At 68.2% G+C, this 22336-nt stretch carries 19 protein-coding genes; 10 read left to right on the forward strand and 9 right to left on the reverse strand.

Features of this window, described 5'->3' with window-relative positions; translation table 11 throughout:
- Positions 1–215: 215 nt before the first annotated feature.
- Positions 216–2084 carry a quinoprotein ethanol dehydrogenase gene (gene exaA, locus F3I16_RS20135; RefSeq protein ID WP_160495310.1) on the forward strand — a complete coding sequence of 623 codons (1869 nt, stop codon included), beginning with the start codon at positions 216–218 and terminating at the stop codon, positions 2082–2084.
- A 259-nt stretch (positions 2085–2343) separates the two neighbouring features.
- Positions 2344–2997: a pentapeptide repeat-containing protein gene (locus F3I16_RS20140; protein WP_160495311.1), complete on the forward strand. Its 654-nt coding sequence runs from the start codon at positions 2344–2346 to the stop codon at positions 2995–2997.
- Between the two features lie 539 nt (positions 2998–3536).
- On the opposite strand, the gene F3I16_RS20145 is transcribed toward F3I16_RS20140, so the two are convergent.
- From F3I16_RS20145 to F3I16_RS20160, 4 genes are all read right to left on the reverse strand, one after another.
- The gene (locus F3I16_RS20145) at positions 3537–4001 is read right to left on the reverse strand and encodes a transposase (RefSeq protein ID WP_160495312.1); all 465 of its coding nucleotides are present in this window, start codon (positions 3999–4001) and stop codon (positions 3537–3539) included.
- Positions 4002–4378: 377 nt separating this feature from the next.
- Positions 4379–5029: a response regulator transcription factor gene (locus tag F3I16_RS20150; protein ID WP_160495313.1), complete on the reverse strand. Its 651-nt coding sequence runs from the start codon at positions 5027–5029 to the stop codon at positions 4379–4381.
- On the reverse strand, positions 5026–6288 hold the full coding sequence (locus tag F3I16_RS20155) for a histidine kinase (protein WP_160495314.1): 1263 nt from the start codon (positions 6286–6288) through the stop codon (positions 5026–5028). The genes F3I16_RS20150 and F3I16_RS20155 overlap by 4 nt, the downstream gene beginning before the upstream one ends.
- Positions 6289–6301: 13 nt before the next feature.
- Positions 6302–6739, reverse strand: coding sequence for a copper-binding protein (locus tag F3I16_RS20160; protein ID WP_160495315.1), 438 nt, complete (start codon positions 6737–6739; stop codon positions 6302–6304).
- A 201-nt stretch (positions 6740–6940) separates the two neighbouring features.
- On the opposite strand from F3I16_RS20160, the gene F3I16_RS20165 reads away from it, so the two are divergent.
- From F3I16_RS20165 to F3I16_RS20200, 8 genes are all read left to right on the forward strand, one after another.
- Entirely contained in the window at positions 6941–8137 is a 1197-nt protein-coding gene (locus F3I16_RS20165; protein WP_160495316.1) for an ABC transporter substrate-binding protein, read from the forward strand.
- Entirely contained in the window at positions 8134–8412 is a 279-nt protein-coding gene (locus tag F3I16_RS20170; RefSeq protein WP_160495317.1) for a hypothetical protein, read from the forward strand. The genes F3I16_RS20165 and F3I16_RS20170 overlap by 4 nt, the downstream gene beginning before the upstream one ends.
- A 50-nt stretch (positions 8413–8462) precedes the next feature.
- Positions 8463–9431, forward strand: a complete 969-nt coding sequence (locus F3I16_RS20175; protein ID WP_160495318.1) for a YVTN family beta-propeller repeat protein — start codon at positions 8463–8465, stop codon at positions 9429–9431.
- Positions 9428–10159: an ABC transporter ATP-binding protein gene (locus F3I16_RS20180; protein ID WP_160495319.1), complete on the forward strand. Its 732-nt coding sequence runs from the start codon at positions 9428–9430 to the stop codon at positions 10157–10159. Before F3I16_RS20175 ends, F3I16_RS20180 begins: the two co-directional genes overlap by 4 nt.
- A gap of 82 nt (positions 10160–10241) precedes the next feature.
- Positions 10242–11039, forward strand: a complete 798-nt coding sequence (locus F3I16_RS20185) for an ABC transporter permease (RefSeq protein WP_160495348.1) — start codon at positions 10242–10244, stop codon at positions 11037–11039.
- Between the two features lie 434 nt (positions 11040–11473).
- Positions 11474–12031: a PQQ-dependent catabolism-associated CXXCW motif protein gene (locus F3I16_RS20190; protein WP_160495320.1), complete on the forward strand. Its 558-nt coding sequence runs from the start codon at positions 11474–11476 to the stop codon at positions 12029–12031.
- A 71-nt stretch (positions 12032–12102) separates the two neighbouring features.
- Positions 12103–12765 (forward strand): response regulator transcription factor, encoded by a 663-nt coding sequence (locus F3I16_RS20195; protein WP_160490681.1) that lies wholly within the window; start codon positions 12103–12105, stop codon positions 12763–12765.
- Complete coding sequence (locus tag F3I16_RS20200) at positions 12765–13598, forward strand: DMT family transporter (RefSeq protein WP_160495321.1); 834 nt, start codon at positions 12765–12767, stop codon at positions 13596–13598. The genes F3I16_RS20195 and F3I16_RS20200 overlap by 1 nt, the downstream gene beginning before the upstream one ends.
- Before the next feature lie 144 nt (positions 13599–13742).
- On the opposite strand, the gene nahK is transcribed toward F3I16_RS20200, so the two are convergent.
- The 5 genes from nahK to pqqF form a co-directional block, all read right to left on the reverse strand.
- Positions 13743–16373, reverse strand: a complete 2631-nt coding sequence (gene nahK, locus F3I16_RS20205; protein WP_160495322.1) for a hybrid sensor histidine kinase/response regulator NahK/ErcS' — start codon at positions 16371–16373, stop codon at positions 13743–13745.
- A complete protein-coding gene (gene nosP, locus F3I16_RS20210; RefSeq protein ID WP_160495323.1) occupies positions 16306–17466 on the reverse strand; it encodes a nitric oxide-sensing protein NosP in 1161 nt (386 codons plus the stop codon). The genes nahK and nosP overlap by 68 nt, the downstream gene beginning before the upstream one ends.
- A gap of 222 nt (positions 17467–17688) precedes the next feature.
- A complete protein-coding gene (locus tag F3I16_RS20215; RefSeq protein WP_160495324.1) occupies positions 17689–18090 on the reverse strand; it encodes a hypothetical protein in 402 nt (133 codons plus the stop codon).
- Positions 18091–18183: 93 nt separating this feature from the next.
- Positions 18184–19386: a porin gene (locus F3I16_RS20220; protein WP_160495325.1), complete on the reverse strand. Its 1203-nt coding sequence runs from the start codon at positions 19384–19386 to the stop codon at positions 18184–18186.
- A 437-nt stretch (positions 19387–19823) separates the two neighbouring features.
- Positions 19824–22238 carry a pyrroloquinoline quinone biosynthesis protein PqqF gene (gene pqqF, locus F3I16_RS20225; RefSeq protein ID WP_160495326.1) on the reverse strand — a complete coding sequence of 805 codons (2415 nt, stop codon included), beginning with the start codon at positions 22236–22238 and terminating at the stop codon, positions 19824–19826.
- Between the last annotated feature and the right edge of the window lie 98 nt (positions 22239–22336).

Raw genomic sequence — 22336 nt, forward strand, 5'->3', positions numbered from 1 at the left:
GTGGCCATCCTCTACTCCCTTGGTAGTAGCGCCATAGACCGCCTGGCGCGCCTCTTTTGCAGCGGGTCGAAGTCATGCCCCGCCTGGGAATATTTCCCGCATTCGGTGGGAGCTTTTCCGTGTCGGCGGCGGGCACCGCGCTCCCACTATGGCTCGCACCGGGCAACCGTACCGACGGCCTGCCTCGTGCTCACCAACCAACGGGAACCACAACCATGACAACAAGACAGTTACCCAGCGCGGCCAAGCCTCTGGCCCTTGCCCTGCACAGCCTGATCCTCGGCGTGGCCCTGGCCGGCTCCGGCGCGGCCCAGGCCAAGAACGTGACCTGGGACGATATCGCCAACGACCACCTGACCACCGGCGATGTGCTGCAGTACGGCCTGGGCACCAACGCCCAGCGCTGGAGCCCGCTGGCCCAGGTGAACGCGGACAACGTGTTCAAGCTGACCCCGGCCTGGTCGTTCTCCTTCGGCGACGAGAAGCAGCGCGGCCAGGAGTCCCAGGCCATCGTGCGCGACGGGGTGATCTACGTCACCGGCTCCTACTCGCGGGTCTTCGCCCTCGACGCCAAGACCGGCAAGCGCCTGTGGACCTACAACCACCGCCTGCCCGATGACATCCGCCCGTGCTGCGACGTGGTCAACCGCGGCGCCGCCATCTATGGCGACAAGATCTACGTCGGCACCCTCGACGCCAGCATCGTGGCGTTGAACAAGGACACCGGCAAAGTGGTGTGGAAGAAGAAGTTCGGCGACCACAGCGCCGGCTACACCATGACCGGCGCACCGACCCTGATCAAGGACAAGACCAGCGGCAAGACCCTGCTGATCCACGGCAGCTCCGGCGACGAGTTCGGCGTGGTCGGCCAGCTGTTCGCCCGCGACCCGGACACCGGCGAGGAAGTGTGGATGCGCCCCTTCGTCGAGGGCCACATGGGCCGCCTCAACGGCAAGGACAGCACCCCCACCGGCGATATCAAGGCGCCGTCCTGGCCGGATGATCCGAACTCGCCGACCGGCAAGAAGGAGGCCTGGAGCCATGGCGGCGGCGCCCCGTGGCAAAGCGCCAGCTTCGACCCGGAAAGCAACACCATCATCGTCGGCGCCGGCAACCCGGCACCCTGGAACGGCTGGGCACGCACCGCCGAGGGTGGCGAGCCAAAGGACTACGACAGCCTGTACACCTCCGGCCAGGTCGGCGTCGACCCGAGCACCGGCGAGGTGAAGTGGTTCTACCAGCACACGCCGAACGATGCCTGGGACTTCTCCGGCAACAACGAACTGGTGCTGTTCGACTACCAGGGCAAGGACGGCAAGACCGTCAAGGCCACCGCCCACGCCGACCGCAACGGTTTCTTCTATGTGGTCGACCGCAACAACGGCAAGCTGCAGAACGCCTTCACCTTCGTCGACAACGTCACCTGGGCCAGCCACATCGACCTGAAGACCGGCCGCCCGGTGGAAAACCCCAACCAGCGCCCGCCGCTGCCGGAGCCGGGCGAGAAGCACGGCAAGCCGGTGGAAGTCTCGCCGCCCTTCCTCGGCGGCAAGAACTGGAACCCCATGGCCTACAGCCAGGACACCGGGCTGTTCTACGTGCCGGCCAACCACTGGAAGGAGGACTACTGGACCGAGGAAGTCAGCTACAAGAAGGGCTCCGCCTACCTGGGCCAGGGCTTCCGCATCAAGCGCATGTATGACGACCACGTCGGCATCCTGCGCGCGCTGAACCCGACCACCGGCAAGGTGGTGTGGCAACACAAGGAGAAACTGCCGCTGTGGGCCGGCGTGCTGGCGACCAAGGGCAACCTGGTGTTCACCGGCACCGGCGACGGCTTCTTCAAGGCCTTCGACGCCAAGAACGGCAAGGAGCTGTGGAGCTTCCAGACCGGCAGCGGAATCATCTCCCCGCCGATCACCTGGGAGCAGGACGGCGAGCAGTACATCGGCGTGACCGTCGGCTACGGCGGCGCCGTGCCGCTGTGGGGCGGCGAGATGGCCGAACTGACCAAGCCGGTGGCCCAGGGTGGTTCGTTCTGGGTGTTCAAGCTGCCGAGCTGGGACAAGACCGCCAGCCGCTAAGGCGAGTGGCTGTTCAAGGTCTCGTGAGTGCGCTTGCAGCCTTGGCTCAGGGGTGGAAACGCTGCACGGTTTTCCACCCTTGGGTGCGCCGTGCGCACACAAGGGCCGGGCAATGCGACGCCCCCGCGCGAGACGTTGAACAGGTTGTGTCTGCCGGGTGCCTCTGCCCCCGGCCTTGCCACCCGGCGCTGCGCCTCTGCCCACAGCGCCGCTCTTGCGCCGCGTGACCCGGCACGCGGCACACCCTGGAGAACCCGTGATGAACTACCTGCACCTGATCCTGCCGACCGCCCTGCTGCTGGCCGGCAGCTACGCCCTCGCCGAAGATGACGACGGCGTACCGATCCTCAACGGCTGCCGCCTCGAAGCCCGCAGCCAGTGCCCGGGCGCCGACCTGCGCAATGCCGACCTGAGCAACCTCGACCTGCGCAAGATCAACCTGGCCGGCGCCGACCTGCGCGGCGCCACCCTGCGCCACACCCAGCTGGACCTGGCCAACCTGGAAAAAGCCCAGCTGCAGGGCGCCAACCTCAGCCGCGCCAGCCTGCAACAGAGCAACCTGCGCCTGGCCGACCTGAGCGGCGCACGGCTGGTTTCCATCAATGCCTGGAGCCTGTACGGCCAGGCCGCGCAATTCCACGGCGCCGACCTGCGCGGCGCCAACCTGCAGTTCGCCCGCCTGTCCGGGGCCAAGCTGCACAACGCCAACCTGCAGGCCGCCGACCTGGAAATGGCCTGGCTGAGCAAGGCCGACCTCAAGGGCGCCGACCTCAGCGACGCCAACCTGCAGGAAAGCAAGCTCGGCGACGCCAACCTAGAAAACGCCACCCTGAGCGGCGCCCGCCGCCACTACGCGACCTTCCAAGGCACCAACATGGCAGGCTGCCGCGACTGCCCGGTGGATTGGGAATAAGAACCGCCGATCCCCTGGCCAATTCCCCACCCTACCTCGCCTTCGACCTCTACCTCGCCCTCGCCCTCGCCCTCGCCCGTAGGAGCGGCTTCAGCCGCGAACACCCTCAGGCAGCACCAAAGCTTCGCGGCTAAAGCCGCTCCTACGAGAGCACCAGCCACCCGCCACACCGCACGCCACCGCAACCCCGCCGTAGGAGCGGCTTCAGCCGCGAACGCGCTCAGGCAGCACCAAAGCTTCGCGGCTAAAGCCGCTCCTACGAAAGCACCAGCCCACCCGCCACACCGCACGCCACCGCAACCCCGCCGTAGGAGCGGCTTCAGCCGCGAACGCGCTCAGGCAGCACCAAAGCTTCGCGGCTAAAGCCGCTCCTACGAAAGCACCAGCCCACCCGCCACACCGCACGCCACCGCAACCCCGCCGTAGGAGCGGCTTCAGCCGCGAACGCCCTCAAGCAACACGAGAGCTTCGCGGCTAAAGTCGCTCCTACGAGAAAGCAGCCAACCCACCACACCGCGCCCCAGCCAGATCTCGCCGGGCTACACCCACACCGCATCCCACAACGGGTAATCGCCAACCCGCTCAACCAAACCGGCCCGCAGCGGGTTGGCCACCACGTAGCGCGCCATTGCTTGCAGGTCCTCTTCCTCACGCAACGCCCGGTCGTGGTAGCCGTGTTGCCACAGCGGCCCACGCCTGCCGAGCCGGGCATTGATGCTGCGCGCGCTGCCGCCCTTGAGCCGTTGCATCAACTCGTCCAGCGAACCACGTTGCAGGCGCACCAGCCAGTGCAGGTGATCGGGCATCACCACCCAGGCCAGGGATTCCACCCGCCCCTCTTGCTGCGCGGCACGCAGTTGCGCCACCAGCAGGCGGGCCAGGTGGACGTCGTGGAACAGCGGTTGGCGTTCGAGCAGTGTGGCGGTGAGCAGGTAGATGCGCCCCGCCTCGGAGCAGCGGCCGATGCGCAGACGATGGGCGAGTGCTCGCGTGGGACGGGGCATTCCGTTGCCTCCAGGGTGATGAGCCTGGCAGGGAGCATAGAGCCTGCACCCTGGGCGCGAGAGGCAAAGGTGAGAATTGCCAAGGGCTTCGCGGCTGAAGCCGCTCCTACGAAAGCACCAGCCCAGCCACCACACCGCACACCACCTCAACCCCGCCGTAGGAACCGCACGCCAGCCACCCCGCGTACCGTAGGAGCGGCTTCAGCCGCGAACACTCTCAGGCAGCAGCAAAGCTTCGCGGCTAAAGCCGCTCCTACGAAAGCACCAGCCCACCCGCCACACCGCACGCCACCTCAACCACGCCGTAGGAACCGCACGCCAGCCGCCCCGCGTACCGTAGGAGCAGCCAGCCCCGACACCGCCTGGCTCAGCCCCAGCTAGGCGCTCTCCTGCCCCACCCGGATCACTCCGGTATCGATCGCCAGGTGCACCAGCTCGGCCTGGGAGCGGGCCTGCAGCTTGTGCTTGAGCAGGGTCATGTGGTTGGACACGGTCTTGGCGCTGATGCACAGCTTCTCGGCGATCTGCCGGGTGGGCAGGCCGCGGGCGAGCATGACGAAGATCTCGAACTCGCGCTGGGTCATCTCGGCCAGGCGCGGGTCATGGCCTTCGCCGACGTGTGGATGGCAGGCCAGCTGGGTGGCCAGCGGCTGTTCGATGTAGGCGTGCCCGGCCATGATCCGCCGCACTGCATCGACCAGCACATCGGGCGCCGAATTCTTGGTCAGGTAGCCGGCCGCGCCGGCCTCCAGGGCCTGGCGTACCAGCGGCAGCTCGTCGTGCATGCTGAAGAACAGCACGCGCAGTTGCGGCAGGCGCTGACGCAGGCGGCGGGTGGTTTCCAGGCCGCTGATGCCGGGCAGGCCGATGTCCATGATGACCAAGCCGGGAATGTTTTCCTGTACCCGTTGCAGTGCTTCCTCGCCGCTGCACGCCTCGCTCACCTGCACCTGCGGCAGCAGCGCCCGCAACAGGCTGGCGTAGCCCTGGCGAACCACGGCGTGATCGTCGACCAGGAGGATCTTCATGGCTGCACCTCGCGCAGGGGAATGTTCAGGTACAGCGCCCAGCCGGCGCCACGCCGGTTGAGCACGCGCAGGCGCCCGCCGAGGCAACGCGCGCGCTCGTACATCGAGCGCAGGCCGACCCCGCTGTGCTGCGCCGGTTGCCCGCAGCCGTTATCCCGCACCAGCAGGCGCAGACGCCCGCCGCGGCTCTGCAGGCGGATGCGCACGACGCTGGCCTGGGCATGCCGGGCCACGTTGGTCAGCGCCTCCTGCAGCAGGCGGTAGAGGTGGGCCTTGTCTGCCAGCGCCAGGGACGGCAGGTCGCTGGCGATCTGCAGCTGGCAATCAATGCCCTGGCTCTGCTGCCACTGCGCGCCCAGTTGCTGCAGGGCCTCGGGCAGCGCCAGGTGCTCCAGCATCACCGGGTAGAGATCGCGCACCAGGCGGCGGAAGCCGTCCTGCAGGTGTTCGCAGTCGCGCTCCAGGCGCCACAGGGTGTCCTGGCGACTCTGCGGGTTGTCCTGCAGCACGCGCAGCAGGCAGACCTGGGCGCGAATGCCGGTGAGGTACTGGCCGAGGTCGTCGTGCAGGGTCTGGGCGAGGATGGTGCGCTCGCGCTCCTGCAGGTCGAGCAGCGCCTGGGTCAGCTCGGCGTTCTGCACCTCGGCCCGTTGCAGGGCGCTGGCCATCTGGTTGAACTGCCCGGCCAGCAGGCGCGCCTCGGGCAGGCCGTGGCCCGGCAGACGCGCCGAGAGCTGGCCGTGGGAGACCTGATCGAAGGCCACGATCATCTGCTCGACCACCCGCAGGCCGCCACGCACCGCCCAGCGGATCGCCAGCAGGCTGATCAGCAGCGCCAGGGCGAACAGCACCAGCAGTTGCAGCAAGGATTCGCGCACCTCGGCGATTTCATCGCGCGGGTCCACCGCCAGGTACAGGCGCCGGCCATCGCCCAGGCGCAGCTCGTGGCCGCTCGGCTCGGCCTGAGGATACAGCCAGCGCTGCAACCAGCCATCGACGCCGGTGCTGGGCGCCGGCGCGGCCTGCCCGGCGCGCAGCCACTCCACCCGCACATGGCGCAGGCTGCTAGTCAGGCGCTGCTGCAGGGTGGCCGGATCGCTGCGCGCCTCGTCACGCAGGTAGTCGACCAGGGTCTGCGCGGCTCGCAGCTCGCGCTGCACATCGGCCTCGGCCTGGCGCAGCAGCACGGCCATGCACACCAGGCTGACCAGGGCGAAGAACAGGCCGACCAGCAGGTTGATGCGCCACAGGGCGGACATGCGCAGGCTCCGCCTACTTGACGATGAACCAGCCCTGCATGCCCTTGCCTTCCAGGCCCTTGGCGTAGAAGCGGAACTTGCCCGGCTTGATCGGCACGAAGAAGATCTCGGCCTCGCCGGCGTCCTCGAACTCCAGCTCGTTGAGGGTCACCGCCTTGATCTCCACGCCGCCGGCCTCGACCTTGCGCAGGTAGATGCTCTGGGCGAATTCCGGCGCCTGCACGGCGTATTCCTTCTGCCCGTTGGAGATCACCTTGAGCTGGTAGGCCTTGCCGGTTTCCAGCTGGTACTCGGTCTGGCTCATGCTGTAGTCGCTGGCCTCCGAGCCCAGCACCAGATCGGCCAGGGGCTGGGTGCGGCGGGTCAGGTCGCCGGCGGCGAAGACCTTGTCGAAGCCGATCAGGCTGGTGATCAGCAGGAGGTTGAGCAGCAGGGCTTTGAGTGGAGTCACGACACACCTCATCTTGTTGTTATGGCGGTTCGACACGCGCGACGCCCTATCCGGGGCAATCACCAGCGCGTGGCGCCATGCTAGTGGCGGCGCGGGTACAACCCTCTACTACCTTGGTACCGGCAGACTGGTACTTTCTGCATATTTCCCGGGCGACCGGGGCTTCCTATGCTGGCGCAAACCCCAGCAGGAGGTTCCGCCATGCCGTTCTATGCCGCCTACTCGCTGCTCTACCTGCTCGCCCTGGCCTGCGCCAGCCTGGTGGCCACCGACCTGCAGGCCGCCGAAAGCCAACTGCAGGTGCGCATCGGCTACCTGGAGTACCAGCCGCCGCGCGGGCCGCTGCTGTCCAACGTGATCCCCGAGCCGCTGGATGCCGGCCTGCGCGGCGCCGAGCTGGCGATCGCCGACAGCAACAGCACCGGGCGCTTCCTCAAGCAGCAGTTCAGCCTGCAGGCCGTGCAGGCGCCCAGCGCCGACGAGCTGCTGAGCGCCGCCAGGCAGCAGCACGCCGCCGGCATCCGCCTGTTCGTGGTCAACGCCCCGGCCGCCAGCCTGCGCGCCATCAGCCAGGCGCTGCCGGACAGCCTGCTGTTCAACGCCGGCAGCGCCGACGACGAGCTGCGCACCGACAACTGCCCGAGCAACGTGCTGCACAGCCTGCCCAGCCGCGCCATGCTCGCCGACGCCCTGGCCCAGTTCCTCGCCGTACGGCGCTGGAGCCGCTGGCTGCTGATCGTCGGCCAGACCGACGACGATCAGGCCTACGCCGCCGCCCTGCGCCGCGCGGCCAAGCGCTTCGGCGCGAAGATCGTCGCCGAGAAGCCCTGGACCTTCGACAACGACCAGCGCCGCAGTGCCAGCGCCGAGATGCCGCTGTTCACCCAGACCGCCGAGTACGACGTGGTGCTGGTGGCCGACGAGCGCGGCGACTTCGGCGAATACCTGCCCTACAACACCTGGTACCCGCGCCCGGTGGCCGGCACCCAGGGCCTGACCCCGGTGGGCTGGCACAAGACCGTGGAAACCTTCGGCGCCGCCCAGCTGCAGAAACGCTTCGAGGCCCTGGCCGGGCGCTGGATGAACAGCCGCGACTTCGCCGCCTGGATGGGCGTGCGCAGCATCGCCGCCGGCGTCAGCAAGCTGCGCCATGCCGACCCGGCCGCCCTGCGCCAGCTGGCCCTGAGCGGCGAGCTGCCGCTGGACGGCTTCAAGGGCCGCAAGCTCAGCTACCGGCCGTGGGACGGCCAGCTGCGCCAACCGATCGAACTGGTGCAACCGCGCGCGCTGATCAGCAGCTCGCCGCAGGAAGGCTTCCTGCACCCGCACAACGAAATGGACAGCCTCGGCTACGACGAAGCGGAAAGCCGCTGCCGCCTGGCCGGAGCCGCACGGTGAAACTGCTGCTGGCCGCCGTGCTGCCGGCCGTGCTCGGCGGCGGCGTGGCGTTCAGCGTGCCGCCGAACGATCCGGCGCTGCGCAGCGCCCTGCTGCTCGGCAGCCAGCGCGCGCCCTGCCTGTACGCCCGGCTGGCCGCCGAGCGCGGCGAGAACACCCGCGAACGCCTGAGCGAATGCGCCAGCCGATGGCACGACCGTCAGGCCGCGCAGCTGCTGGCCAGGCAGGACGCCGCCAGTGCCGAGCCCGCTGCTGTTACGCGAACCTCGCCCTAGAGTGCGCCGCGCGCACCCATCCACAACCATTACAAGAAAGGACCACCGCCATGCACCGCACCCTGCTCGCCAGCCTGTTCACCGCGCCGCTGCTGCTCGCCAGCCCGGTGCAGGCCGCCACCGCCTACGTGTCCAACGAGAAGGACGACAGCATCAGCGTGATCGACCTGGACAGCATGAGCGTCACCGCCACCCTGCCGGTCGGCCAGCGCCCGCGCGGCCTGGCCCTGTCCCACGACCGCAGCCTGCTGTACATCTGCGCCAGCGACTCGGACACCGTGCAGGTGATGGACCTGGCGACCCGGCAGATCATCAAGAACCTGCCCTCCGGCGCCGACCCCGAGCAGTTCGCCCTGCACCCCAACGACAAGTGGCTGTACATCTCCAACGAGGACGATGCCCTGGTCACCGTGGTCGACACCCAGAACAGCCAGGTGCTCGGCCAGATCGACGTCGGCGTCGAGCCCGAAGGCATGGCCGTCAGCCCGGACGGCAAGTGGGCGGTCAACACCAGCGAAACCACCAACATGCTGCACTGGATCGACACCGCCACCCAGCAGCTGGTCGACAACACCCTGGTCGACCAGCGCCCGCGCCACGTCGAGTTCAGCGACGACGGCAAGCGCCTGTGGGCCTCGGCCGAGATCGGCGGCACAGTGACGGTGATCGACGTCGCCAGCCGCCAGCCGCTCAAGGTGCTGACGTTCAAGATCAAGGGCGTGCACCCGGACAAGGTGCAGCCGGTCGGGGTCAAGCTCAGCCCGGACGGCAAGTACGCCTTCGTCGCCCTCGGCCCGGCCAACCATGTGGCGGTGGTCGACGCCCAAAGCTACGAGGTGCTCGACTACCTGCTGGTCGGCAAGCGCGTCTGGCACCTGGAATTCACCCCGGACCATAAGCAGCTGCTGACCACCAACGGCATCAGCAGCGACGTCTCGGTGATCGACGTGGACAGCCTCAAGGTGGTCAAGTCGATCAAGGTCGGCCGCTACCCCTGGGGCGTGGTGGTGACCCCGTGAATAGCTTGGAGGTGGAAGGCCTGGGCTTCGCCTATGGCCAGCGCCGGGCCCTGGGCGAGGTGAGCTTCGCCTGCCCGGCCGGGCAGTTCAGCGCCCTGCTCGGCCCCAACGGCGCCGGCAAGTCGACCCTGATTGCCCTGCTCACCTGCCTCTACCGTCTGCAGCAGGGCCAGGTCCGCGTCGGCGGCCACGACCTGCGCCAGCAGCCGCGCCAGGCCCTGGCCCAGCTCGGCGTGGTGTTCCAGCAGAGCACCCTGGACCTGGATCTGAGCGTGCAGCAGAACCTGCACTACCACGCCGCCCTGCACGGCATGCCGCGCAAGCTGGCCAGCCAGCGCATCGCCGCCGAACTGGAGCGCCAGCAGCTCGGCGAGCGCCGCGACGACAAGGTGCGCCTGCTCAACGGCGGCCATCGGCGGCGGGTGGAAATCGCCCGCGCCCTGCTCCATCGGCCGCGCCTGCTGCTGCTCGACGAGGCCAGCGTCGGTCTCGACCCGGCCAGCCGCCTGGCGCTCAACCAGCACGTGCGCCAGCTGTGCCGCGACGAGGGCCTGGCGGTGCTGTGGACCACCCACCTGCTGGACGAGGTGCAAGGCAGCGACGAGTTGCTGATCCTCAACCGCGGCCAGCTGATCGCCCAGGGCCGCGCCGACAAGCTCAGCGCCGAACATGGCCAGGGCAGCCTGGCGACGACCTTCAGCCGCCTGACCGCGGCCGAGGTGGCGTGATGAATGCCGCCGCGCGCACCAAGCAGGCCCCCGCAGCGCATCGCCCCCTCTCCACCTCTGCCATTCCGGAGCCCCGCCCATGATCACCGTCTACTGGGCCTGCCTGCGCGGCGTGGTGCTGCGCGAATGGCTGCGTTTCATCCAGCAACGCTCGCGCTTTCTCAGCGCCCTGGTGCGCCCGCTGCTGTGGCTCCTGGTGTTCGCCGCCGGCTTTCGCGCCGCGCTGGGCATCTCGATCATCGAGCCGTACGACACCTACGTCACCTACGAGACCTACATAGTCCCCGGCCTGGCCTGCATGATTTTGCTGTTCAACGGCATGCAGGGCTCGCTGTCGATGGTCTACGACCGCGAGATGGGCAGCATGCGCGTGCTGCTGACCAGCCCGCTGCCGCGCGCCTTCCTGCTGGCGGCCAAGCTGCTGGCCACCGCGCTGGTGTCGCTGCTGCAGGTCTACGCCTTCCTCGCCATCGCCTGGCTGTACGGCGTGCAGCCGCCGGCCCTGGGCCTGCTCGCCGCGCTGCCGGCGCTGCTGCTGGCGGCGCTGCTGCTCAGCGCCCTGGGCCTGCTGCTGTCCAACGGCATCCGCCAGCTGGAGAACTTCGCCGGGGTGATGAATTTCGTCATCTTCCCGCTGTTCTTCCTCTCCTCGGCGCTCTACCCACTGTGGAAGATGCGCGAGGCCAGCGAGTGGCTGTACTGGCTGTGTGCGGTCAATCCGTTCAGCCACGCCGTGGAGCTGGTGCGCTATGCCCTCTACGAGCGCTTCAACCTGCTGGCGGCGGCCATCTGCCTGGGCCTGACCCTGCTCTGCGCGCTGCTCGCGGTGCTCACCTTCAACCCCCAGCACGCCGCCCTGCGCCGCAGCCCAGGTGCCTGATACTACGCATGCCTGGTGGGAGCGGATTTCGCCGCGATGGAGCTTGCGGAGCGCCTGAGGAGCATCGCGAATAAATTCGCTCCCACAGATACCCCAGGCACCGTAGGTTGGTGTTGAGCGCAGCGAAGCCCAACGATTCGGTGTGGCGGGATGAGTTGGGCTTCGTCGCAGGCTCCTCAACCCAACCTACGACGCAGGTCAAGCAGATAGCGCTGCGTCAGGCCAACCTCGTTGTGGGAGCGGTTTTAACCGCGATGGCGGACTCTGGCAAAGCATCGCGGCCGAAGCCGCTCCCACAGGAAAAACCTGCCGTGGCAGAGCCCGCCCAACTGCAAACCAGTACTTTGGTAGCGGTTTTCCTGTCCAACGTAGCATTCCCAGGCACCGGCCCGTATGGCTCTAATGGCTTAATAAAATCGACCCGGGAGCCAGCCATGCGGAAGTCGATCACCCGCTCCATGCACCACCTGGTGCTTGTCCTCTGCCTGCTGCCCGGCCTCGCCGCGGCGGCCGAACCGGCGCTGTTCACTGCCGACGGCTACCGCCAGACGCAGTACCGCAGCCCCACGCCCGCACACGCCGAGGGCGCCACCACCCTGGACACCGCCGCCCTGCAGCGCCTGCTGCGCGAGCAGCCGCAGACTGCGCTGATCGACGTGTTCCGCCAGCAGTGGCTGAACCAGCGTTTCATCGCCGACCAGCCGCCGCACGCCAACCTGCCCGGCAGCCTGTGGCTGGCCAACACCGGCGACGGCGAGCTGGCGCCGCTGTGGCAGGACTACTTCGAGCAGCACCTGGCGCGCCTCGACCGGCAGCACCCGGGCCGCGCCCTGGTGTTCTACTGCAAATCCGACTGCTGGCTGTCGTGGAACGCGATCAAACGCGCCCGCGCGCTGGGCTATGCACCGCTCTACTGGTACCGTGACGGTATCGATGCCTGGCAACAGGCCGGCTTGCCGCTGCAACCCGCCGAGCCCGCGCCACTGCCCTGAACGCGCTGCCAGCGTTCTGCCGACTGCACCTTGCGTGACTGCCTCACCATATAAAAAGAGGGCTAAAGGCCATGTACAAGATCCTGATTGCGGATGACCACCCGCTGTTCCGCGAAGCCATCCACAACGTCATTCGCGATGGCTTCCCGGATAGCGAGATCATGGAAACCGCCGACCTCGACAGCGCCCTGGAATTGACCCAGGTGCACGACGACCTCGACCTGATCCTGCTCGACCTGAACATGCCCGGCATGCACGGCCTCGGCGGGCTGATCAACCTGCGCAACGAGGCGCCGACCATCCCGGTGGTGATCGTCTCGGCCGAGCAGGACAAGCAGATCGTGCTGCAGGCCATCACCTACGGCGCGGTCGGCTTCATCACCAAGTCCTCGCCGCGCGCGCAGATGACCGAGGCCATCGAGCAGATTCTCAACGGCAACGTCTACCTGCCCTCGGACATCATCCGCACGCAGAAGAGCAGCACCCGCCGCGCCCACAGCGAGCCGAGCATCCCGCCGGAACTGCTGCAGGCACTGACCCGCAAGCAGCTGCTGGTACTGGAACGGATGACCAAGGGCGAGTCGAACAAGCAGATCGCCTACAACCTCGACATCGCCGAAACCACGGTCAAGGCCCATGTCTCGGCAATCCTGCGCAAGCTCAACGTGCACAACCGGGTGCAGGCCATCCTCAGCGCCGGTGACATCGACTTCGCCGCCTACCTGCGCCGCTGATGCGGCGCGTCGCCCTGCTCACGGCGCTGGCCATGCTGGCTTTCGCCGGCAACTCGCTGCTGTGCCGCGCCGCCCTGCGCGACAGCAGTATCGATGCCAGCAGCTTCACCGCCTTGCGCCTGGGCTCCGGTGCGCTGGTGCTGTGCCTGCTGGTGCTGCTGCGCGGCCAGGGCCGCCTGCAGGGTGACTGGCGCTCGGCGCTGGCGCTGTTCGGCTACGCCGCCGGTTTCTCCTTCGCCTACCTCGATCTGGATGCCGGCAGCGGCGCACTGCTGCTGTTCGGCGCGGTGCAGGCCAGCATGCTCAGCTACGGCTGGCTGCGCGGCGAACGCCTGCGGCCGCTGCAGGGCCTCGGCCTGGCCAGCGCCGTCGGCGGCCTGCTGCTGTTGCTGCTGCCCGGCGCCAGCGCCCCGCCACTGCACGCAGCCCTGCTGATGCTGCTGGCCGGTATCTCCTGGGCCCTCTACTCGCTGCTCGGCCGCGGCAACAGTGACCCGCTGGCCGCCACCGCCGGCAACTTCCTGCGCAGCCTGCCGGCGCTGCTGCCGCTGGCGCTGCTGTACCGGGAGCAGCTGCAGTGGGACAACCTCGGCGCACTCTATGCAGTGCTCTCCGGCGCCCTCGCCTCGGGCATCGGCTACGCCATCTGGTACGCCGCCCTGCCCCACCTGCGCGCCCTGCAGGCCGCCAGCGTGCAGCTCAGCGTACCGATCATCGCCGCCGTCGCCGGCAGCCTGCTGCTGGGGGAACAGCTCAGCGTGCGCTTGATGGTGGCGGCGGTGGCGGTACTCGGCGGGATTGCCCTGATTCTGCTGGTCAAGGCCAAGGCCTGAGCCTAGGCGTACCGCAAGCATTGGTGTCGCCTACTCTGCACGCGGTTCTTGTAGGAGCGGATTTATCCGCAATGGGATTCAGCTTAAAAGCTTCGCGGCTAAAGCCGCTCCTACGGTGCAGCACCTGGTTCCGACTCCGCCACCCTAGCGCCGCTGCAACAGCAGGTGACTCAGGCTGGTCTTCAGCTTCATCGGCTTCACCGGCTTGTGCAGCAGGGTATGCCCCAGCTCGCGCAGGGTCTGCTTGAGTTCGTTGCTGTAGTTGGCGGTGAGCATCAGCGCCGGCAGCGGTTCGCCGCGGCGGGCGTTGATTTCGGTGATGGCCTGCACGCCGTCGCGACCGTCGTCGAGGTGGTAGTCGGCGATCAGGATGTCGGCGCCGGCATGGTAGTTGTCGACCTGGCGCGCCAGGTCGTCTTCCGATAGGGCGGTAACCACCCGGCAACCCCAGCCTTCGAGCAGGGTGCGCATGCCGGCGCAGATCGCCGCGTCGTTATCCAGCACCCAGATGCGCGCCCCGCGCAGGCATTCGACGGCCATCGGCAGGGCTTCCGGCTTCTGCTGCAGCACGCTGACCCGGCGGGTCAGCGGCACTTCGATGGCGAACAGCGAGCCATGCCCCAGGCGCGAGCTGACCCTTACGCGGTGGCCGAGCATGCGCACGATCTTGTCGACGATCGCCAGGCCCAGGCCGAGGCCGCGGTCCTGATGGCGCTGGCCCTCGCCGCGCTTGAATTCCTGGAAGACCTCCTGCAGCTTGTCCTCGGCAATGCCCACGCCGGTGTCCCACACCTCGATCGACAGGCTCTGCCCGCGCCGCCGGCAGCCAAGCAGGATGCTTCCTTTGGCCGTGTAGCGGATGGCGTTGGTCAGCAGGTTGCGCAGGATCCGCGCGAGCAGCTGGATGTCGCTACGCACGCAGGCCGAGCTGGGCACGAACTGCAGGGTCAGGCCTTCGCTGGCGGCCAGCTGGCGGAACTCGGCGGCGAGGTTTTCCAGCAGGTCGCCGACGGCGAAGCTGCTGATGTCCGGCTTGATCACCCCGGCGTCCAGCTTGGAGATGTCGACCAGGGTGCCGAGCAGGTTCTCCACGTCCTGCAGCGAGTTGCTGACGTTGCGGATCAGGCCGTGGCTGGCCTCGGCGTGGCGCTGTTCGAGCAGCGCGCTGGTGAACAGCCGTGCGGCGTTCAGCGGTTGCAGCAGATCGTGGCTGACCGCGGCGAGGAACTTGGTCTTCGACAGGTTGGCCTGCTCGGCCTCCTGCTTGGCCTCGCGCAGGCGCGACTCGACCCGGCTGCGCTCGTCGATCTCGCCGACCAGCTGACGATTGAGGCTGGTCAGCTCGGCGGTGCGCTCGCGCACCCGCAGTTCGAGGTTCTGGTAGGCCTGGTGCAGCGCCTCGGCGGTGCGCCGGCGCTCGGTGATGTCGCGGATCAGCACGAAGATGCCGACCACCTCGCCGCTGGCCAGGCGGTTGGGCACGTAGGAGCGCAGCATGTAGCGCTGCTGGCCGGCGAAGTTGGTCTCGGCCATCTCGAAGGTCACGCTCTCGCCGGACAGCGCGCGCTCGACGTAGGGCGCCAGCTGCCGCCAGTGCTCCTCGCTGTGGATGTCGCGCAGGCTCTGGCCAAGCATGCCGGCGTGCGGCCAGTGGTACCACTCCTCGTAGACCTTGTTGGTGAACTCGTAGACCAGGTCGGCATTCAGGTAGGCGATCAACGCCGGCACATGGTCGGTGATCAGGCGGATCCAGCGCTCGCTCTCGCTCAGCGCCTGGGCCTGGCGGAAGCGCTCGGTGATGTCGGTGAAGGTGTTGACGAAGCCGCCGGTGGGCAGCGGATGGGTGCGCACTTCGAGCATGCGCCCGTCGAACAGGCGCTGCTCGCATTCGTGCAGCGGCGCGCCGGCGGCATCGCGGCTGTCCGGGGTGAGCAGCGGCAGCTCGCTCTCGCCCATGATCTCGGCGAACGGCCGGTGCGCCTCGATCGGCGCCAGGCCGCAGAGTTCCAGGAAGCGGTGGTTCCACAGTTCCAGGATGCCCTCGGCGTTGACCATGGCCACGCCCTGGGACAGGTTGTCGACGGCGCGCTGCAGCAGGCGCGACTTCTGCGCCAGGGCCTGTTCGCGGCGCTGGGTCTCGCTCTGCTTGAGTTCGGTGATGTCGGTGTAGAGGATCACCAGCCCGCCCTCGCGGGTCGGCCGTTCGCTGACCTGCACCCAGCGCCCGTTCATCAGGCGGTACAGGGTGTGGCCGTCGCCGCGGCCGCGCTGCTCTTCGACTATCAGCCCGGTGCTGCCCGCCAGGCGCTTGATTTCCGCCAGGCGCATGCCGGCGCCGATGCGCGCCCGCGTGCGCGACCAGAACTCCTTGAAGCGGCTGTTGAACAGGACGATGCGCTGGTCCTTGTCGAACAGCACGAAGGCGTCGGAGATGCTCTCGATGGCATCGATCAGGTGCTGGTGGGCGGTTTCCGCGCGCAGCCGCGCATCGCTGAGCAGGCGGTTGCTGGAGGTCAGTTCGGTGAGCGCCTGGTTCAGCGCATCGGTGCGTTCGCGCACCTGCTCGGCCAGCACCACCGAGTGCTGGAAGGCGGCATAGCCGTCGGAGCGCAGCGAGTGGCCGGACTCGACCCGCTCGATCAGCGCCGCGTTGATCGTGCGCAGGCGCGCGTTCTCTGCCTCCAGCTCGGCAACCCGGGCTTCCAGCTCAGTCCTGGCTATGGTCGGGGCGTCCGATGGCGACCCCGGTGAAGGTCTGGTTGATGTGCATGCCATTGAACTGTTCCCCGTAGGTGTTGAAACCGATCACCCGCTGTTCGCGCAGGAATTCGGAAACTGCCGGCATCTGGCTGCCGCCGGAGAGTTCCAGGCGGCGTAGCACGCAGTCGCAGCCGATGGTCAGCAGCGGCGCGCCGAGACGCCCGCGCAGGCGCTGGAACTGTCGCTGCAGGTTGGGCAGCAGCGGCCCCGGCGTCATCGCGGTGAGGACGATGCCGTTCTCCACCGCGCAGTAGAAGGTCAGGCTGCCGTCGGCGTTCACCTGCTGGATCGAGCGGATGTAGTACTGCTCCTTGATCCGCACGGCCAGTGGGTGGGCGGCGAAGGTGCGCATGTCCAGCTCGGCCAGCGGCACGCCGATCAGCCGCGCGTACTCATCGGCGGCCGGCGCGGCGTTGAGCTCCAGCACCCGGCGCGACTCGGAGTCGGCGCGGGTGACCACCAGTTTTTCCGCCCGCGGCTCGATGTGGTGGCTGGTGAACACCTCGAAATCCAGCCAGGTGTTGACCAGCACCACTACCGCCGCACCGCTGTGGAACTGGCCGTCGTAGTAGACGTGGGTGCGGGTCAGGTGGTTGTCGTCGCCGGCCGAGCCGCCGAAGTGCGGGATGCTGCCGAGCGCCGCGCTGAGGGCGGCGAGTACCACTTCCTCGCGGCTGGACAGGCCGTCGAGCAGGGTCAGGGCGAAGCTGTGGTCGGTGATCGGTGCCAGGGCGTTGCCGCGGCAGTCGCGCACCAGGCGCTCGACCAGCTGCTGGGCATCGATCAGGTTGAAGCGGTCCATCTCGTCGATCAGCGCGCTGGCGATGGAGAAGCTGCGGTGGTCGAAGCCGATGGCGCTGACGCAGCCCTGGCTGTAACCCTCGCTGGTGATCTCGCCGGCGGTGGTGCAGCCGACCATGCGCAGGCCGCCGAAATAGGCCTGCAGGGCCGGGCCGAGGGCCTCCAGGTCGTACTCGGCGGAACAGAAGAACAGCACGAAGCCCAGGTGCGGGTGCAGCAGCTGGCACGCCAGTTCCTGCGCCACCTGCTCCGCCTCGCGGGCGTGCGACACGGCGGTGACCACGCCCTCGGTTTGCTCATGCCGCATCAGGCCAACCCCATACACATAGTCGCTATGGGGTCATTCTAGGAAGCTGCCCGGCCCAGCCCCATGCTACTTGGGTAGCGAAGGGACTAGTCCGAAAGTAGCGGCGCCGGCCTGATCACTTCGAGCACAGGTGCTTGTGCGTGGTAGCGGCTTTAGCCGCGAAGCTTTTCAGCCGACCGCCATCGCGGCTAAAGCCGCTCCCACACAAGCGCAGCGGGCCGATCAGATATGCGTCACCACCGGCCAGCACAGCAGCACCAGGGCCAGCATGCCGCTGTAGAAGCCGATTTCCAGGGTTTCACTGAGCGGCTGGATACGCCGGATGGCGCCGTAGAGGTGCACGGCGATCATCAGCACGGCAACCGCCGCGAGCATTTCGAAGACGACGTTCATGGCTTCTCCCGTCAGCGCCGCACGCAGCATCAGCGCTTCCACGATCAGAATGAAGGCGCCGAGGCAGCGCCCGAAGTAGATGGCCAGGTGAGTTTCCCCCGGAATCCTCCAGCCCATCAGCCGCGCCCACAGCAGCGGCACGCAGAAGATCGGCAGGGCGAAGACCAGGGTGGTGGCGATGCACAGCCAAAGCAGGAAGTCCTGGCTGTAAGCGTTCCAGAGTCCGATCACGGTTGTTGCTCCTTGCTGTCAGCCCGCTTGGCAGCGGGCAGAAAAAAGGCGGGCCTGCTTGCGCATGACCCGCCCTGTTCGCTGGTTACCGGCTTACCAGCTCAGCACCGCACCCACGGCAAAGGTGTCGGTGTCTTCGCCCAGGCCGGAACCTTCTTCGGCGTCGATCTCGTACTGGTTGTACTCGGCGACCAGCTTGAGGTTGTCGTTGATGGTGCGGAAGTAGGCGATGCCGCGGGTCTCGTAGTCGGCGGCGGTGCCCAGGCCGTTGCCGTCGTCCTCGGTCTTGCCGTAGGACAGGGCGAAACGGTTCTTGCCGCTGGTGTAGGAGCCCTGCAGCAGGTAGCCGTCGCTGTCGATCTCGCGCAGGGTGGCTTCACCGGCGTTGTTGGTGAAGAACGGGTTGATGCCTTCGGCCTGGAAGCCGGAGCCGGTCAGCGACAGGCCGCCGATCTTGGCCTGCACGCCGTAACCCACGCCCTGGGAGGTGACGCTGTCGACCTCGTCGTTGGTGTTGTCGGAGGTCTGGTAGCCGCCGTTGATCCAGGAGTAGATCTGCGCCCCGCCGAGGTCGAACTGGTAACTGACTTCCGACTCGAAGCGCGGGTTTTCCTGGTAGGCCTTGTCGTCCAGGCCGTTGCTGGTGTCCTGGTCGATCTGGTTGGAGTCGATCGGGTCCATGATGCCCACCGCCACGCGCAGGCCTTCGGCCAGACCGTTATTGCGGTAGGTGATCTGCGAGGTGGGGAACGGGTACGGGTAGCCGGTGCCGATGTTGCCGAAGGACACGCCGCCGCCATCGACCAGGCCGAGGGTGTCGCTGACGTTGCCGAAGCCGGCCAGCAGTTCGTCGAGGAAGATGTTGGAACGGGAGAACAGGCCGAAGTCCTTGCCGATCAGCACTTCACCCCACTCCGGGTTGGCCACGGTGCCGTAGAACTGACGCACGTCGATGGCGGTGTCGGTGCCGTTCTGCTCGCCGTCGTTGATGGTCACCCAGAAGGACGAGCGGCCGCCCAGCTTGAGGTCGTCGACCTGCTTGCCGAAGTTGAAGCCGATCCAGTTCGGCAAGAAGCCCATCTTCACCCGCGACTGGCGACGGTCGAACACATCGTCCTCGCGGTCCACGTCGCTGTTGACGTAGAAGGCGTTGATGTAGCCGTCGGTGGCGAAGGTGGTGTCATCCTTGTCGTACAGCATGATCTCGGCAGTGGCTTGCTGGGCCATACCGCAGGCCAGCACGCTGGCGATGGCAAGGGGCAGGAGCTTGAGGTTGGCGATCTTTTTGTTGTGCATGGCGCTCTCCGGGGAGTGGGACGACTGAGCGGTCAGCCGCGTCGGAGGGATTATTCGGAGCGGCCCCGGCGCGCCATACGCTGCCTTGGGCGTGAATCGCCGCTGCTTTGCACCCGCGCCGCAGGTCGTGCGCAGGCGCAGGGCGAAAGCCCTAGTCCGCAGGCAGCAGAAGGTCGTAAGCCACAGGAGAGGCACCCGCTACTTGCGCAGGAGATGCGCGCAGGCACAGGCCATGCCGCAATGGCGAAGGGGAATGTGCAAGGGAAAGACAGGCCGCAAAAAGCACCCGGCTTTATTTGGGGCATGCGCAGCACAGGCCAGCGCGCTTTTGTGGGAGCGGCTTTAGCCGCGATGGCGGGCACCTCAAGCGCATCGCGGCTAAAGCCGCTCCCACAGAAAGCCCAAGCAGACTTCGGGGATGGCCTGGCAAACCTGACTCAGACGCCGGGTTGCGCCACGTTGCTCAGCACCAGCCAGGGCTGAGTGGCGAGCAGCGCCGCCAGCCGCGCACCCAGCTCGGCCGGGCTCAGCTGCTGCACGGCAAGATCCAGGCGCGCCTCCAGTTGCCCGGCCAGCCAGGCCTGGCAGCTGGCCTCCAGCACCTCGTCCAGATTGGCGCCGGGACTCTGCAGCTGTTCCAGGGTCAGCGCGAGCAGCGCCTGCCAGTCGGCCGCGGGAAACGTCGCCAGGCGTTGCGCCTGCTGGGCGATAAAATCCTGCAACGCCTGCCAGATGGCCGGTGCCGAGGCGGTTGCCGACTGCACGGCAAACAGCAACCCGGCCTGGCCGGCGAACTGCCGGTAGCCGCAGAACAAGGCATAGCCCAGCGCCTGCTCATCGCGCAGGCGCTGCTGAAAGGCCGCCGGCAGGCATTGCCCGAGCACACGCCAGGCCGCCTGCCCGAGCGCTTCGGCCGGCTCCGGGACGAACAGCAGCAGCGCGCATTCACTGCTCGGCAATCTCACCTGCTGCCAGCGCGGCGCCCTCGCGACGACGGCCTGGCGCGCGGACTCGGCGCCCAGGTGCAGCCCGGCCTGGGCGCAAACCGCCGCCAGCTGCCCGGCCAGACTCGGCGCATGGCTGAGCAGCAGGCCCGCCGCCGTATCCGGCAGCGCCCCACCCTCGCCCGCCGCCGCACCGTGCAGATGCTCCGGCAAACGCTGCAGCAACTGGCGCAGGGCAATCCCGCCCAGCGGCTCTGACCCGGAATTTGCTGCCGTCGGCCAGGGCTGGCGCAGCAGCGCCAGGGACTCGGCCAGCACAACCGGCAGAACGCCGGCCGGCCCCAGCAGCCGCAGGCCCAGCGCCGTGCCGCACGGCTGCAATACGAGGCGCAGCCCGGCCCGCCAGGCCTGGCGCTGCAAGGGCTGCAGGCGCTTCTGCAACTGGCGCAGGCCGCTCGCACCCGGCGCCGCAGCGGGCCACAGCAGGCACAGCCCGGCCAGCTGCGGCGCCGACCAGCCGGGTGGCTGGCTGGCGCCCGTCCAGACGGATGCCGGCAACGCGGCCGGCGCGGACAGCTCCGCCGGCCACAGGGCATCGGTAAACACAGGGTGCAACGGCGGGCAGAGCGGGGCGCGCTCCTCGGCCAGGGCCAGGGGGAAGCCCGTGGTCACGCTCAGTGGCAGCGGCCGCGCATCGAGCAACAGCGCCAGGCAGCGCTGGGCGCGCCAGGCTTCGCCCAGCGCCTGCAGGCTGCGCCGCGCGCTGTCGAGATCATCGAGGGGCTGTTCCAGCAGCTGCCGGGCCTGCTCCAGCGGGCTCAGCAGCGGCCAGCGCTGGCGGCGGATCGCCCGCCAGCGCTGCAGCGCCGCCGCGTCCACCAGCCGTGGGGCGAAACGCAGCAGCCAGTCGCCCAGCAACTGGCGGATCTGCCCACGGCGCGCCTCGCCGCCCGGCAACAAATGGCAGTCGAACAGCAACAGGGCCTGCTCGCCCTGCACATGCACCAGGCGCATCTGCACTGCACTGCACAGCCCGGTAGCCTGCAACTCGCCGAGCAGGCTGCCGGGAGCGTTGTGCGCCAGGGCCAGTTGCAGCAGCTCCAGCAACAGCGGCACGCCGCGCCCCTGCTGCTCCAGGCCCACTACCAGCTGATAACGCGGCGCGCTGTCGGGCAGGCTCAGGTGCAGCTCGCGGGTACAGCCCAGCTGCAACGTCACGGGGGTTGGCTGGCGCAATGCCTGGCGCCCCGCCGCCAGGCGCTGCAGCAACGGCTCCAGCGCCGGCAGGCCAGAGGCTGGCGGCTGGCGACTGACCAGCACCAGGCGGATAAAGCCACGGCCATAGATGGCCTGTTGATAGTCGCGCAGGGCCTGCTGGAAGGCCTGCTGCTCCAGCGGCAGGCTGGCACGATGGCCGGCATGGAAGCCGGCCGCAGCATGGCCGGGATTGAGCGCCCGGGCAATGACGGCCTCCACCAGGGTCTCGGGATCGGCGCCACGCAGCCGGAACTCGGCCTCCAGCACCTCACGCTCGGCCTGCTGCGCGGCGGGTTCCAGCAGCGGCTGCAGCAACTGGTCGACCAGGCGCGCACAGGCGCCGGGCAAGGCCGCTTCGGGCAACTGGAAGTGGAACAGGGTACGCGTGCCCAGGGTGCTGGCATTGACCTGCCCGGCGTGGCGCTGGACGAAGCCCATCAGCCCGTCGTCGCCGGCGAAGCCCTGGCTGCCGCGAAATACCAGGTGTTCGAGAAAATGCGCCAGGCCCGGATAGGCCGCCGGCTCGGCATGGCTGCCGCCGTCCAACTCCAGCGCCAGGGCCGCCTGCAGACTATCCGGGGCGTGCAGCCAGAGCAGCTCGAGCCCAGGGCCGAACTCTTGGCGATGCAGCTGTTGCCCGGGCGCCAGCACGCGGATACCCCTGTCAGTGTTGCGTAGCCGCTAGCCTCCTACGCACGCCAGCCGCCGGCAATAGTGCTTTGGGAGCAATTACGGGCTGGAACACTGCG

The sequence above is a fragment of the Pseudomonas sp. L-22-4S-12 genome, from assembly GCF_009799935.1.
GTDB lineage: Bacteria > Pseudomonadota > Gammaproteobacteria > Pseudomonadales > Pseudomonadaceae > Aquipseudomonas.

Excerpts from the sequence above, each read along its gene's own strand:
- exaA (WP_160495310.1), top strand. The coding sequence starts at position 216 with ATGACAACAAGACAGTTACCCAGCGCGGCCAAGCCTCTGGCCCTTGCC.
- F3I16_RS20140 (WP_160495311.1), top strand. The coding sequence starts at position 2,344 with ATGAACTACCTGCACCTGATCCTGCCGACCGCCCTGCTGCTGGCCGGC.
- F3I16_RS20145 (WP_160495312.1), bottom strand. The coding sequence starts at position 4,001 with ATGCCCCGTCCCACGCGAGCACTCGCCCATCGTCTGCGCATCGGCCGC.
- F3I16_RS20150 (WP_160495313.1), bottom strand. The coding sequence starts at position 5,029 with ATGAAGATCCTCCTGGTCGACGATCACGCCGTGGTTCGCCAGGGCTAC.
- F3I16_RS20155 (WP_160495314.1), bottom strand. The coding sequence starts at position 6,288 with ATGTCCGCCCTGTGGCGCATCAACCTGCTGGTCGGCCTGTTCTTCGCC.
- F3I16_RS20165 (WP_160495316.1), top strand. The coding sequence starts at position 6,941 with ATGCCGTTCTATGCCGCCTACTCGCTGCTCTACCTGCTCGCCCTGGCC.
- F3I16_RS20175 (WP_160495318.1), top strand. The coding sequence starts at position 8,463 with ATGCACCGCACCCTGCTCGCCAGCCTGTTCACCGCGCCGCTGCTGCTC.
- F3I16_RS20190 (WP_160495320.1), top strand. The coding sequence starts at position 11,474 with ATGCGGAAGTCGATCACCCGCTCCATGCACCACCTGGTGCTTGTCCTC.
- F3I16_RS20195 (WP_160490681.1), top strand. The coding sequence starts at position 12,103 with ATGTACAAGATCCTGATTGCGGATGACCACCCGCTGTTCCGCGAAGCC.
- F3I16_RS20200 (WP_160495321.1), top strand. The coding sequence starts at position 12,765 with ATGCGGCGCGTCGCCCTGCTCACGGCGCTGGCCATGCTGGCTTTCGCC.
- nahK (WP_160495322.1), bottom strand. The coding sequence starts at position 16,373 with ATGGCATGCACATCAACCAGACCTTCACCGGGGTCGCCATCGGACGCC.
- nosP (WP_160495323.1), bottom strand. The coding sequence starts at position 17,466 with ATGCGGCATGAGCAAACCGAGGGCGTGGTCACCGCCGTGTCGCACGCC.
- F3I16_RS20220 (WP_160495325.1), bottom strand. The coding sequence starts at position 19,386 with ATGCACAACAAAAAGATCGCCAACCTCAAGCTCCTGCCCCTTGCCATC.